Origin of the sequence: Victivallis vadensis (genome assembly GCF_003096415.1) — a bacterium.
In the GTDB taxonomy this organism is placed as follows: domain Bacteria; phylum Verrucomicrobiota; class Lentisphaeria; order Victivallales; family Victivallaceae; genus Victivallis; species Victivallis vadensis.
In genome coordinates, this window is sequence record NZ_QEKH01000042.1 from 21,911 (window position 1) to 34,554 (window position 12,644).

11 protein-coding genes and 1 pseudogene are annotated in these 12,644 nt (G+C 53.9%); all 12 read left to right on the forward strand.

Features of this window, described 5'->3' with window-relative positions; all coding sequences use genetic code 11:
- Nucleotides 1–22 precede the first annotated feature (22 nt).
- The 12 genes and pseudogenes from C8D82_RS18245 (at nt 23) to C8D82_RS18300 (ending at nt 12,603) form a co-directional block, all read left to right on the forward strand.
- A complete protein-coding gene (locus tag C8D82_RS18245; RefSeq protein ID WP_116885726.1) occupies nt 23–991 on the forward strand; it encodes a glycoside hydrolase family 130 protein in 969 nt (322 codons plus the stop codon).
- 54 nt (nt 992–1,045) lie between these two features.
- Entirely contained in the window at nt 1,046–3,118 is a 2,073-nt protein-coding gene (locus C8D82_RS18250; protein WP_116885727.1) for a glycosyl hydrolase family 95 catalytic domain-containing protein, read from the forward strand.
- The gene (locus C8D82_RS18255; RefSeq protein ID WP_116885728.1) at nt 3,115–3,582 is read left to right on the forward strand and encodes a glycoside hydrolase family protein; all 468 of its coding nucleotides are present in this window, start codon (nt 3,115–3,117) and stop codon (nt 3,580–3,582) included. Before C8D82_RS18250 ends, C8D82_RS18255 begins: the two co-directional genes overlap by 4 nt.
- A 35-nt stretch (nt 3,583–3,617) precedes the next feature.
- Nucleotides 3,618–4,879 (forward strand): annotated as a pseudogene (locus C8D82_RS18260) (L-rhamnose isomerase).
- Complete coding sequence (locus tag C8D82_RS18265; RefSeq protein ID WP_116885729.1) at nt 4,879–5,385, forward strand: ureidoglycolate lyase; 507 nt, start codon at nt 4,879–4,881, stop codon at nt 5,383–5,385. Before C8D82_RS18260 ends, C8D82_RS18265 begins: the two are co-directional and overlap by 1 nt.
- An 11-nt stretch (nt 5,386–5,396) precedes the next feature.
- Complete coding sequence (locus tag C8D82_RS18270; protein WP_116885730.1) at nt 5,397–6,371, forward strand: glycoside hydrolase family 130 protein; 975 nt, start codon at nt 5,397–5,399, stop codon at nt 6,369–6,371.
- Between the two features lie 77 nt (nt 6,372–6,448).
- Complete coding sequence (locus C8D82_RS18275) at nt 6,449–7,999, forward strand: glycoside hydrolase family 36 protein (protein ID WP_116885731.1); 1,551 nt, start codon at nt 6,449–6,451, stop codon at nt 7,997–7,999.
- A gap of 27 nt (nt 8,000–8,026) precedes the next feature.
- Nucleotides 8,027–9,079 (forward strand): family 43 glycosylhydrolase, encoded by a 1,053-nt coding sequence (locus tag C8D82_RS18280; RefSeq protein WP_116885732.1) that lies wholly within the window; start codon nt 8,027–8,029, stop codon nt 9,077–9,079.
- 81 nt (nt 9,080–9,160) lie between these two features.
- A complete protein-coding gene (locus C8D82_RS18285; RefSeq protein WP_116885733.1) occupies nt 9,161–10,234 on the forward strand; it encodes a serine hydrolase domain-containing protein in 1,074 nt (357 codons plus the stop codon).
- 22 nt (nt 10,235–10,256) lie between these two features.
- Nucleotides 10,257–11,063 carry an alpha/beta fold hydrolase gene (locus C8D82_RS18290; RefSeq protein ID WP_116885734.1) on the forward strand — a complete coding sequence of 269 codons (807 nt, stop codon included), beginning with the start codon at nt 10,257–10,259 and terminating at the stop codon, nt 11,061–11,063.
- A gap of 344 nt (nt 11,064–11,407) precedes the next feature.
- Nucleotides 11,408–12,298, forward strand: coding sequence for a glycyl-radical enzyme activating protein (locus C8D82_RS18295; RefSeq protein WP_165833189.1), 891 nt, complete (start codon nt 11,408–11,410; stop codon nt 12,296–12,298).
- Between the two features lie 119 nt (nt 12,299–12,417).
- Nucleotides 12,418–12,603, forward strand: a complete 186-nt coding sequence (locus C8D82_RS18300; RefSeq protein ID WP_116885736.1) for a hypothetical protein — start codon at nt 12,418–12,420, stop codon at nt 12,601–12,603.
- Nucleotides 12,604–12,644: the final 41 nt, after the last annotated feature.

Below are 12,644 nucleotides of genomic sequence, written 5' to 3' on the forward strand. Positions count from 1 at the left end.
CGACACAATAAAGGGATGTTTTATGCATAAACTGATTTTCAATAAATACGCCGGAAATCCGGTGCTGACCGCGTCGCAGTTCCCCGCCGACATCATGTACGTGATGAATCCGGGGGCGATCAAGTTCAACGGCGAATATCTGCTTCTGGCAGACGCCGCCACCACTTCCACGCCGATCATTTTCTGGATTGCCAGAAGCCGCGACGGCATCCATTTTACCCCCGATCCCGAACCGATCGACTGGCCCGCGCACCGCTATCACGAGACCTGCGTCTTCGACATTCGCGTCACCGAGCTGGAGGGAATCTATTACCTGATGTATTGCAGTATGACGGTGGAACGCGGGGTCGCGTTGGGGTTGGTGAAGACCACCGATTTCATCCACTTCGAGCGGATCGAACAGGCCGATATGGGGTACGAGTTCCGTAACGGCGCGCTCTTCCCCGAGAAGATCAACGGGCACTATGTGCGGTTCGACCGGCCTATGCCGAAAACCATTGAAGAACCGGCGGGAATGTGTGTTTCCTATTCCGACGACCTGAGTCGCTGGTACGGAACCGTCGATCTGATGCAACCGCGCCAAGGCTGCTGGGATTCTCTCAAGATCGGGGCCGGAGCGGTGCCGATCAAAACCGAAGTGGGCTGGCTGGAAATCTATCACGGGGTGGACAACAGTTCCTGCAACGATTACATCTACCGTTTGGGGACGGTTCTGGTCGACTTGGAAGACCCGTCGAAGATCATCGCTCGGGCGGAACTGCCGGTGATGTGGCCGGAGAATCCTTACGAACTTTCCGGACGCTGTTCCAATGTCGTGTTTACCGCCAATGCCCTGCCGGAGGCGGACGGGACGATTTGGATGTATTACGGCTGTGCGGATACCTGTATCGGGCTGGCAACGGCCCGGCTGGATGAATTGGTCGATTTCACCTTGCATGGAGAAAACCGCCGGATCCGGAAGTTTTTCCGGACCATCGGCGAAGAAAAATAACGTTCGACGGACAGCGCCGTCCGCACAATTCAAACATCAACATCGGGATCAGAAATGCTGCAGAAAGAATACGAGAGCTTTTCCGCTGACCTGCCGCTGGAGCACGTTCATACCGGTCTGGCGATCGGCAACGGACTCCTCGGACTTTCCGTCTGGGGAGAAGCCGGCACGATCAATATCACGCTGGGCTGCGCCTCGCTTTGGGATCACCGGGGCGGCGAACTTTGGAAACAGGAGCAGCGTTATGACAATGTCTGCCGGGCGCTCGCGGCCAAAGACGAAAAACGGATGGGGGAACTTTTTCCGTGGAGCAAATTCAACCCCAGTGTGATTCCGCTGGCGCGCATCGTCCTGCCGTTGCCAGGGGCGGAACGGGTGAAACTGTCGCTGGCGGATTCTCTGCTCGCCGTGGAGGGAAAAGATACCCGTGTGGAGATCCGGCTCTCCCAGCGGGACAAGGGACTTCTGGCTTTGCGCGGATGCGGGGATTTTCAGTTGCTCCCCGGTTTTGACCTGGCTCCGGTCCTGAAGGAGCGCGGGTTTTCCGCTCCCGAAAAACAGAATGACGGTTTTCGGCAGACGATGCCCGCCGATCCGGCATACGGCGTACTTTTTTCCCGGCAGGAAGACGGGGTGTTTTTCCGTTTCTTTCGGGGAGAACCACAGGAACCGCGCGGCTCTTTTGCCGAACTGGAAGAGGAGAACCGCGCATTCTGGCGCGCCTTTTGGGAACGCGTTCCCGAGGTCCGGACCGGAGACGCCGGAACCGATGGTTTTTACTGGCGCGGGATCTTCGCCTTTCAATGCATGACCGCCGCCGACGGCGCGCCTGCGGGACTTCAGGGCCCGTGGATCGAAGATGAGCAGTTGCCCCCGTGGAGTTCGGATTACCACTTCAACATCAATGTCCAGATGTGTTACTGGCCCGCCTGCCGCGCCGGGCTCTTCGACAACCTGAAACCGCTATGGTCGATGCTGGAGAGCTGGAAAGAACGGATGCGGCACAATGCGAAGTGTTTTGTCGGCATCGACGACGGCTATGTGATCCCCCACTCGGTGGATGACCGTTGTGTGAACCTGGCGGGATTCTGGCCGGGGACGATCGACCATACTTCCGCCGGGTGGACCGCGTCGATGATGTTCGAGTACGCGCGCTATTCCGGGGACCTGGAGTTCCTGCGCCGGTTCGGATTTGACTTCATGTGCGGCGTCATGCGCGTTTACGAAGCAATGCTGACCTTTGACGGAGAACATTATGCCATTCCGTATCTGACCTCCCCCGAATACCGCGGTATGGGAATGGACGCATGCGGGCGCAATCCCTCGTTTCATCTGGCGGCAATCCACCGTCTGCTGCAAGATATTTTTGAAGCGGCGGAGTTGCTGGGAACCGGAGTCCCGCCGCGCTGGCGCGAGATTCAGGAGAAACTCCCGTGGTACAGCGAATGCGATGGCGAAATCGCGCTGTGGGATGGTCTGAAACTCGACATGAGCCATCGCCATCATTCTCATCTCGCAGCGGTCTGCCCCTTTGATACTGGGCATATTCCGGACGCCGTGCTGCAAAAAAGTCTCCATAGCTGGATTGAACACGGCATGGGTACTTGGGCTGGGTGGAGTATCCCGTGGGCGGTCATGCTGCACACCCGCATGGGAAATCCGGAGATGGCGCAGTTTCTGTTGGAGATCTGGCCGAAACTCTACACCAACAAAGGCGGCAGAACCCTGCACGATGCGAATTTTCCCGGTTTTTCCACGGGGCTGCTCGGCAGCAACCGCGTGATGCAGATGGATGCCGGCATGGGGGTTGTCGCTGCAATACTGGATGGATTTCTTTATGAAAAGCAGGGCGTGCTTGAACTTTTCAGAGGATTTCCATCAGAAAGCGGCTGTTCCTGCCGGAATATCGCGTGTCCTAGCGGACTGCGTTTTTCTGGAAGCTTGGATCGTTTTTCATTTACGGCAGAACGCAATGTCGTGCTGCGATTCCGCTTTCCGAACGGAAAATGGACGGATCGTGAACTGCACCATTATGCGGCGAACAGTGTTTTTGAGATAGAATTGAAAGCGAGAGAAACCGTTACATTCTGTCGATGCGTTCAACCAAAACAGGAGGGCATACGATGATGGCATTCCGATACCATTCGATCCGTCCTGGCAAAATCTGGCTGGATACGGAAGGGAACCCGATTCATGCGCACATGCCGCGACTTTTCTTTGAAGACGGCATCTATTACTGGTACGGGCTGGACAAGAGCCGCACCACCGGGGATATGGAGTTCTGGCACTGGGGCGTCCGTTACTATCGCTCCCGCGACCTTTACAACTGGGAGGATCTCGGTTCCCTGATCCCGCCTGACCTGACCGCGCCGGATGCCGCGCTGTCGCCTGAAAATATGCTGCTTTACAATCTGATTCACAGGGAATGGACTACAGATGAAACTCTGGAATACGAACGGAACGGCAAAAACAAACTTTACGGTTTCTGCGGAGATTATGATGTAACAGTGGAAACTGATTCCGGAACGTACCGGCAGACGCTGACCATATCCAGGAACGAGCCTGACTGGCAGGAAGTTCATCTGAAATAATCCCCAAAAAATCAAACCAAACGAGGAAACAACACATGATACAGGAATCATTGGTATGCAAAGCATACGAACTGGCAAAAGAGCGTTATCAGGCATTCGGCATTGATACGGACAGCGTGGTGGAAAAATTATTTCAGATTCCGATATCGGTTCAGTGCTGGCAGGGCGACGATATCGGCGGCTATGAAAAACGCACCGGGGCATCCGGAGGCGGAATACTCACAACCGGCAATTATCCGGGCAAGGCCCGCACGGCGGACGAACTCCGACAGGATGTAGACCAGCTCCGGACGCTGGTCAGCGGCAAGTTCCGTTTTGCGCTTCATGCCATCTATCTGGAAAGCGAACAGCCGGTAGACCGGCGCGAAATCAGACCGGAGCATTTCGCCCGGTGGACTGCCTGGGCGAAGGACCGCGGTATCGGACTTGATTTCAATCCGACTTTTTTGCCCATCCGATGGCAGCGGACGGCTTTACTCTTTCATCCCCCGATGCGGAAGTCCGCAAATTCTGGATTGACCATGCAAAAGCCTGCCGCACAATCTGTGACAGCTTCGGACGGGAATTCGGCACCCCTTGTGTCATGAATACCTGGATTCCCGATGGCTTCAAGGACATTCCGGTTGACCGCCGCGGCGCCCGCGCCCGTCTGAAAGATTCGCTGGATCAGATCTTCGCAATCGAATACTCCAGAAAAAATCTTCTGGATTCCGTTGAATGCAAACTGTTCGGAATCGGGATGGAAAGCTGCACCGTCGGCAGTCATGAATTCTACATGAATTATGCCAAGGAACATAATCTCATGCTGACCATCGACTCCGGGCATTTTCATCCGACGGAGCAGATCAGTGATAAAATCAGCTCGATCCTGCTCTTTTTCCCGGAGATGCTGCTCCATATCAGCCGTCCGATCCGCTGGGATTCCGACCATGTGGTTATTTTTGACGACGAGCTGCAGTATATTGCGAATGAAACCATCCGCAATGATGTATCCCGAATTCATATCGGAATGGATTACTTCGATGCGACGATCAATCGTCTGGCGGCATGGGCGATCGGTTACCGGAACATTCAGAAAGCGCTTTGCAAGGCGATGCTTGAACCCTTTGCGCAGCTGCGCGACATGGAAGTTTCGGGAGATTGCACCGGACGGCTTGCTGTTACGGAAGAACTCAAAGCTATGCCGTGGCAGGCGGTCTACGATTACTACTGCCTGAAAAACAATGTTCCGGTCGGGAATGACATGCTCGCAGTCATCCGGGATTACGAACAGAATGTACAGCTGAAACGGGGGTAATGATGCATAAAATCAAAGTACAGAAACTGACGCATGAAAATTTTCACCGGTACGGGACATTTGCTCCGCTCATCGACCCGCTGGCGGAAGAAGCGGCAGGTTCCAAAGATGCGGAGACAGTTTTTTTCCGGGATCTGCTGCAGCAGGATCTGTCCGGATCTGCGCCGTCCTATTCGACTTGCCGCGTTCTGCCGCGTCCGTTGATCATCACCGATGCGGAATACCATAATCACACCTGTGAAGCGGCGGTGCCGCTGGACGGCGATGCGATTCTCTGGTTTGCCCCGGCGACGGCAGACAATGTTTTCCGGGCAGACCGAGCCGAGGCTTTTTTGGTTCCGCGCGACACCGTTGTTTCGGTCCGTCCCGGAGTCTGGCATCATGCAGCCTATTCCCTGAATGATCAACCGCTGAATGTATTGATTGTCCTGCCGGAGCGCACGTATGCAAATGATGCTTTCAGCCTCAAGCTGGAGTTGGACAGTCAGGCGGAAATCGAACTTTGAAAGGAATATCCATGAGAAAACTGATTTTTGAAAAATTTGCCGGCAACCCGGTTCTGACGGCTTCGCAGTTCCCTTCCGACATCATGTATGTGATGAATCCCGGAGCGATCAAGTTCAAGGGTGAATATCTGCTTCTCGCAGATGCGGCGACGACATCGACGCCCATTGTATTCTGGATAGCAAGAAGCCGTGACGGCATTCATTTTACGCCCGATCCGGAGCCGATAGCGTGGCCTGCCCACCGTTATCACGAAACCTGCGTGTTCGATATCCGCGTCACGGAAATGGAGGGGGTGTATTACCTGATGTACTGCAGCATGACCGTTGAGCGCGGGGTTGCGCTCGGACTGGTCAAGACGACTGATTTCGTTCATTTTGAACGGATCCACCAGGCAGATGTTGGGTATGAATTCCGCAACGGTGCGCTTTTTCCGGAAAAAATCAATGGCCGCTACGTCCGTTTTGACCGTCCTATGCCGAAAAATATTGAGGAACAGGCGGGAATGTGCATTTCCTATTCCGATGACCTCATACACTGGGATCATACAACAGCCCTCATGCAGCCGCGTCAGGGGTGCTGGGATTCTCTCAAAATCGGTGCGGGAGCAGTTCCGATCAAGACCGAAGCCGGCTGGCTTGAAATCTATCACGGTGTGGACAACAGTTCCACCAATGACTACATCTACCGGCTTGGAACCGTACTGCTTGATCTCCATGATCCCTCTAAAATCATCGCCCGTGCCGAATTGCCGGTAATGTGGCCGGAGTATCAGTACGAGCTTTGCGGACGCTGTTCCAATGTGGTTTTTACCGCCAATGCCCTGGTCGAAGACGATGGAACAGTCCGGATGTATTATGGCTGTGCGGACACCTGCATCGGTCTCGCAACCGCCCGGCTGGATGAACTCGTCGATTTTACCCTGCATGGAGAAAATACAAGAATCCGTACGTTTTTCCGTACCGAAAAAGAAACAGGCGCAAATTGAAGACAGGCATTCGTCTTTCCGGAAAAGCGGAATGAGCGAAATGCCGGGCATCAGACACCTGCATCAGGAGCAAACAGATGAAATTTTTATCAGACAAAGCTGATTCCATTACCCTTTACAGTGAAACGGGGAAGATATCACAGTTTGATGGCGGAAAAGTCTCCTTTGCCAATGGGAAACTGGAGATTTCTGCGCAAACTGCCCCCCTCTGTTTTCTGAGAGTACGCTGGAATTGTCATTTGCCGCAGGGAACCCGTTTTTGCGGCGATGCGTGGGAACGCACATACGGCGATGCGCAATGGGGCGGGTTTGACCCGTCCCGGATGCAGCCCTGGTATTTTTTCGCCCGCTTTCCGGATGAAAAGGTCATCTGCTGCGGAGTCAAAGTGCGTACCGGCGCCTTTGCCGCATGGACAGCCGATCCGGAAGGAATAACGCTCTGGTGCGACTTGCGCAGCGGGGGACGCGGTGTTCTGCTGAACGGACGGACTCTGCTTGCAGCAGAAGTGGAAAGCGAAGTATATTCCGGAATAACCCCGTATGCCGCGGCAGGAAAATTCTGCCGGAAACTTTGTCCAGACCCCGTCTTTCCGTCTGCTCCGGTATACGGAAGCAACAATTGGTATTACGCCTACGGAAACATTTCAGAACAGAGTGTTCTGGAAGACTGCCGCTGTCTTGCCGGTTTGACCGAAGGGCTTGACAACCGACCTTTCATGGTTATAGACGATGGCTGGCAGGTACTCCGGAAAGAGAACGCCCCGAACTATGGTCCCTGGCAGCGGGGCAACAGTTTTTTCCCAGATATGCCGGCGCTTGCAGCGAAAATGAAAAAGCATCATGTACGTCCCGGAATCTGGTACCGTCCGCTGTATCAGCATGATCCGTCGCTGAAACGGGAATTGTTTCTCCGTGAAATGCCGGATACCCTGGATCCGTCGCATCCGGATGTACTGGAGATTGTCTCCGGTGATATTTCCCGTTTGCGGGAATGGGGTTTTGAGCTGATCAAACATGATTTCACTACGTACGACATTACCGGGCGGTATGCCTTTGACATGCACCCGTGGCCGTGTGAGAACGGCTGGAACTTTTTTGACCGCAGCCGCACGACTGCCGAAATCATGACCGACCTGTTCCGTACCATCCGCAAAGCGGCAGGGGAAGTTCTGATCATGGGCTGCAATACAGTCGGTCATCTTGCGGCAGGATTGCAGGAACTTTCACGCACGGGGGATGACACATCCGGCAGACGCTGGGACCGCACCCGCAAAATGGGGGTCAACACCGTTGCTTTCCGAGGCTGTCAGCACCGGACTTTTTTTGACATGGATGCCGACTGCATCGGAATGACCGGAGCCATCCCGTGGGAACTGAACCGGCAATGGGCAGAGCTGGTGGCAGCCAGCGGAAGTTCCATGTTTATTTCTCCGGATCCCCGTATTCTGACTTCAACGGAAATCAACGAACTGCGGCGGCTTCTCGCCACGGCATCCCGCGGCAGGATCGATGCGGAACCTCTGGACTGGATGGAGAACACCTGTCCGCGGCACTGGCGCATTAGCGGACAGAATCGAACCTTTGACTGGCAGGAAGAAGACGGCGGCGAGCCGGACTTCCTGCCTTGAGATGAAGCCATGCACAGGAGATACAATATGAAAAAAACTTACAATTCAATCCGTCCCGGAGAAATGTGGCTTGACACAGCCGGAAAGCCGATCCAGGCGCACATGCCGCGTCTGTTTTATGAGAACGGCGTCTATTACTGGTACGGACTCGATAAAAGCAGAACCAATGGGGATATGAAATACTGGCACTGGGGCGTTCGGTATTACCGCTCGGCTGATCTTTACAACTGGGAAGACATGGGGTCGCTTATCCCGCCGGATCTGTCAAGTCCCGATGCTGTCATGTCCCCCTCGAATATGCTGGACCGTCCTCACATCCTCCGGAATCCGTCTACGGGAAAATACGTCTGCTGGTTCGACGGCTGCCACAGTCAGCGTGCCACCGTGCTGATCGCAGACACTTTTTCCGGTCCATACCGTGTAATCCGTCCATCTTTCAATCCTCTTGACATGCCGTTTGGCGATTTTGATCTGGTTCAGACGGATGACGGACGCGGATTCTGTTATTTCAACCGGCCGCACAAGGAGCTGATCTGCGCTGATCTGACGGAAGATTATACCGGAGTTTCCGGCGTATATTCAACTCATTTCAAGCGTATTTCTCCTCCGTATGTACGCGAAGCCCCGGCTCATTTTGAGCGGAACGGGAAACATTATCTCATAACTTCCGGAACGACGAGTTTTTACCCTAATCCGTCGGAAACGGCTGTCGCGGATTCGCCGCACGGTCCGTTTGAAGTAATCGGAGATCCGCATGTTTCGGATGCAAGCCGAACTTCGTTTCATTCTCAGATTTCGCAGGTATTCAAGCATCCCGGCAAACAGGATCTTTACATTGCTCTGGCGGATCGCTGGCTTCCGGAAGAGATGGATGAACCATATGAACACACGGAAATGCTGTTCAACGCCTGGTTCAATCCGGAATACACGCCGCATAATCCGGAACTGGAAGGCGGCATAGAAGCTTCCCTTGAAAAAAACATCAGTCTCGCCCGTTACGTATGGCTTCCTCTGCGGTTTGAGAACGATGTCCCGCGCATCGACTGGCTGGATGAATGGAAAATCGAAGATTACAAATAACTCCGGGATTCGTTTTGCGTGGAAAAATCTGCTGTTTGATTTCTGTGCCGGCAGGTTTACAAGGGAAAGGATGAATGAGATATGATAGTGAATAAAAATGTGGTTCAGCGGCTTCAGAGACTTCTGGATCAGGCGGTGGAAAGCGGAAAAGAGTGCGGCTGTCAGCTGGCAGTCTATGAAAACGGCGAACTGGCAGCTGATCTCTGCGCAGGGTATACAACACCGGAGGGGACGCAGAAAGTAATGCCGGATACGCTTTTTCCGGTTTTCTCGGTGGGCAAGGGAATATTTTCCACGGCGACGCACCGTCTGGTCGAAAAAGGTGTGCTGACTTACTCCGCCCGGATCGGCGATCTGTGGCAGGAATTCGACTGCGCCGTAAAAGAATCGGTTCTGCTGTGGCACATTCTGACTCACCGGGGCGCACTCTTTCATACTCCCGAATGGCAGACGTATGAGGAACTGGCGGACTGGCAGACGATGTGTTCCCGTATTGCCGCGATGCGTCCGGCATGGAAGCCCGGTACCCGTTGTCATTATCATCCGTACACCTTTGCCTGGCTTCTCGGAGAACCGCTCTCCCGTGCCGACGGCAGAAGTCTGCCACAGATTCTGAAAGATGAAGTGATCGTGCCGCTGAAATTGGAAAAAGAGATGTACTTCGGACTGGATGACGATGCGGCTGTCCGTGTGGCTCCGGTGGATGCCTCGCAGGTTTCCTCCGTGGATGCGGTTGTGCGGAGTGTGGCGTCTCCGGTGATTCAGCGTGCATGCATTCCCTCATTCAACGGAATCATGTCCGCCCGTGCCATTGCCCGGCATTATGCGGCGCTGGATGCGGAAGTCGATGGAGTGCTCCTGCTGAAACCGGAAACTGTCGCTCATGCAGCCATTACCCGGCGTGCGGCGGACGACCCCGTGGATCCCGTTGACCGCTGGCCCCGCTTTGGACTGGGGTATGTAACCCATGGTTTTGAAAATGATCTTTCCGGCTTGATCGGGCACGGCGGAGCGATCGGTTCAGAGGGACTGCTTGACCGCCGCCGGCATCTCGCACTCGGATTCACAAAAAACAAGATTGATCCGAATCATCCGAATCATCCGCTGCGGGACAGCATTGCAATGGAGCTGGGACTGCCGATCCGGCATTGGTAAAAATATAATAAGGAAAAATGAAATGATTCAAACGATTGAAATTGAGCCGTTTCTGCAGGAAGGCGGTGTGGAGTTCCGCAAAAATCGTCCGCCGGCGGTTTCATACCCTGCGGGAGAGGTCGCCGAATGGTATGGTTTCAAACGGCATAATTTTGAATTGGCGGGACGCCGTGGATTCATTGTCGAGCCGCCGAATCCGGCGCCGGGACTGCCCTGGTGCTGGTGTCTGCAGTGGGCGGAGGCTTTTGTTCCGCGAACCCCTGCGTTGAAACTGCTGGAACGGGGATTTCATCACGTTCATCTTGATGTGTTTGATACGCGAATGAATCCGGATGGTGTGGCGGTGCTGGAAACATTTTACCGCTTGCTGCGCGGGTTGAACTTCCATCCGAAAGCCGCGCTGATCGGGATGAGTTACGGCGGACTTTTCAGCTTGCGCTGGGCAGCGGAACATCCTGAGACGGTCGGCGCGATCTATCTGGATGCTCCGGTCTGCGATCTCGCTTTCAGCAAACAGAAAACGGGGATGGCGGAAAATATGGCTGCCTACGGCGTCAGTTCGCCGGCGGAGCTGCGGGCACATCCGCTTTCGCCGCTGAACAACGTCCGTCCCATTGCGGAGGCGAAACTGCCGATTCTCTGTATCCGCAGCGGACAGGATCAGACTGTATCGCCCCGGACGAACATTGATCTTTTCAGCCACAGACTTCAGGCGGCAGGCGGCGATATTACCATCATCCGCCGGGATTATTACGGACATCATCCGCACGGATTGGACGATCCCCAGCCGCTGGCAGACTTCATCCTGCAATACTATCCGGCTCCCTGAAAAGGGAATGAAGACAGGCAAAGTCTGGAAAAATCAGAAGATAAAAACAGTATTTTACGCCGTGTGCAAGTTTTATTGGAAAAAAACGAAAAAGAGCATGCTTGGGCTATTAATAGCCGAAATATCGATTAAGTTAGGTTAGCTGCAACCAACTTAGAAAGGTATTCAAGCATGCTCACGGAAGACTATATCACCGAAGTGTATTGTTTCATAGACGAGGAAACGTATTCAGAATGTGATCTCTGGCGGTGTCGGGCCTGTCTGCGGTCGGACCGGCCGTGTCCGCTGTTCTGCAGTGATGGAAATTCTGAAAAAACAGAAGAGAATGTGGAATGACTGCCGGAATGATTTTCAATATCCAGAAATTCAGCATACATGATGGTCCGGGTATTCGGACCGCCGTGTTTCTGAAGGGGTGTCCCCTGCGTTGTGTCTGGTGCCACAACCCGGAGTCGTGGGCCGGAAAAGCGGAACTGCTTTTCAACGCCGCGAAATGTACGGTTTGCGGTCGCTGTGTCCCGGCGTGTCCGCATGGCTGCCATAAAATCGAGCAGGGGCGGCACGTCTTCAACCGGGAATTTTGCGTCGGTTGCGGAAAGTGCGTCAAACACTGTCTCTCTGATGCTCTCGAACTGTGCGGCCAACTCCGCAGTGTCGAAGAGGTCATCTCCGAGGTGCTGAAAGATAAGCTCTTCTACGACAACTCCGGCGGCGGCATAACGCTTTCCGGCGGCGAACCGATGGCCCAGTTCGATTTTACGCAGGAACTGTTGAAACGGGCAAAAGAGGCCGGACTGCACGTCTGTCTTGAGACATGCGGATTCGCACCGCAGGAATATTATGCGCGGATTCTGCCTTTTGTCGATATCTTTCTCTATGACCTGAAAACGGTCGATGCCGAAAAACACCGCAGATTGACCGGGCAGGATCTCGCCGTCATTCATGGAAATCTGCGTTTTCTGGACGAGAACGGCGCCCATATACGCCTGCGCTGTCCGCTGGTTCCCGGCGTGAACGATTCAGAGGAGGAACTCCGCGGGATCGGTGAGCTCGCGGAAACGCTTTCTCATGTTGCCGGGATTGATGTGGAACCCTATCATCCGCTGGGAGTGTCCAAAGCGCGTCAACTGGGTATGCCGGAGTTTTTTGAAGCGCCGTTTACCCCGCAAGAACTGTGGTCGGCCTGGATCGCGCAGATCGCGCGGGCGACCCGGATCCCGGTCGGAAAACAATAATCCTAAATCCGTGAAATAACAGGTAAAATTAAAGTTAAAACAGAGGCAAACCTCTTGGGTTGCAGTATATTACATGAGAATACAACATAACGAATGGACTCAACCCGATAGGAGAAACGATGGCAACGCGGTTTAAAATTACGCAAAGCAGGGAAGATCTGATAGCCACTGGCGGCATCGCCATGGTTGGAGCCTTGCTGAATGACAATCGTGGCTTGGCAAGTGTGGACAAGCTGACAACGGATCGTATCAAGGGAACCTCTATCAATAGTTTTTTGAAAGGAATTCCGTTTATTCATGTCTGAAAATCTCCGAATGAGATTTTTCAGAGTTGCCATTTAGTTTT

Coding starts and splice junctions, on each gene's coding strand:
- C8D82_RS18270 (WP_116885730.1), top strand. CDS start 5,397: ATGAGAAAACTGATTTTTGAAAAATTTGCCGGCAACCCGGTTCTGACG.
- C8D82_RS18250 (WP_116885727.1), top strand. CDS start 1,046: ATGCTGCAGAAAGAATACGAGAGCTTTTCCGCTGACCTGCCGCTGGAG.
- C8D82_RS18265 (WP_116885729.1), top strand. CDS start 4,879: ATGATGCATAAAATCAAAGTACAGAAACTGACGCATGAAAATTTTCAC.
- C8D82_RS18280 (WP_116885732.1), top strand. CDS start 8,027: ATGAAAAAAACTTACAATTCAATCCGTCCCGGAGAAATGTGGCTTGAC.
- C8D82_RS18290 (WP_116885734.1), top strand. CDS start 10,257: ATGATTCAAACGATTGAAATTGAGCCGTTTCTGCAGGAAGGCGGTGTG.
- C8D82_RS18245 (WP_116885726.1), top strand. CDS start 23: ATGCATAAACTGATTTTCAATAAATACGCCGGAAATCCGGTGCTGACC.
- C8D82_RS18285 (WP_116885733.1), top strand. CDS start 9,161: ATGATAGTGAATAAAAATGTGGTTCAGCGGCTTCAGAGACTTCTGGAT.
- C8D82_RS18295 (WP_165833189.1), top strand. CDS start 11,408: ATGATTTTCAATATCCAGAAATTCAGCATACATGATGGTCCGGGTATT.
- C8D82_RS18300 (WP_116885736.1), top strand. CDS start 12,418: ATGGCAACGCGGTTTAAAATTACGCAAAGCAGGGAAGATCTGATAGCC.
- C8D82_RS18275 (WP_116885731.1), top strand. CDS start 6,449: ATGAAATTTTTATCAGACAAAGCTGATTCCATTACCCTTTACAGTGAA.
- C8D82_RS18255 (WP_116885728.1), top strand. CDS start 3,115: ATGATGGCATTCCGATACCATTCGATCCGTCCTGGCAAAATCTGGCTG.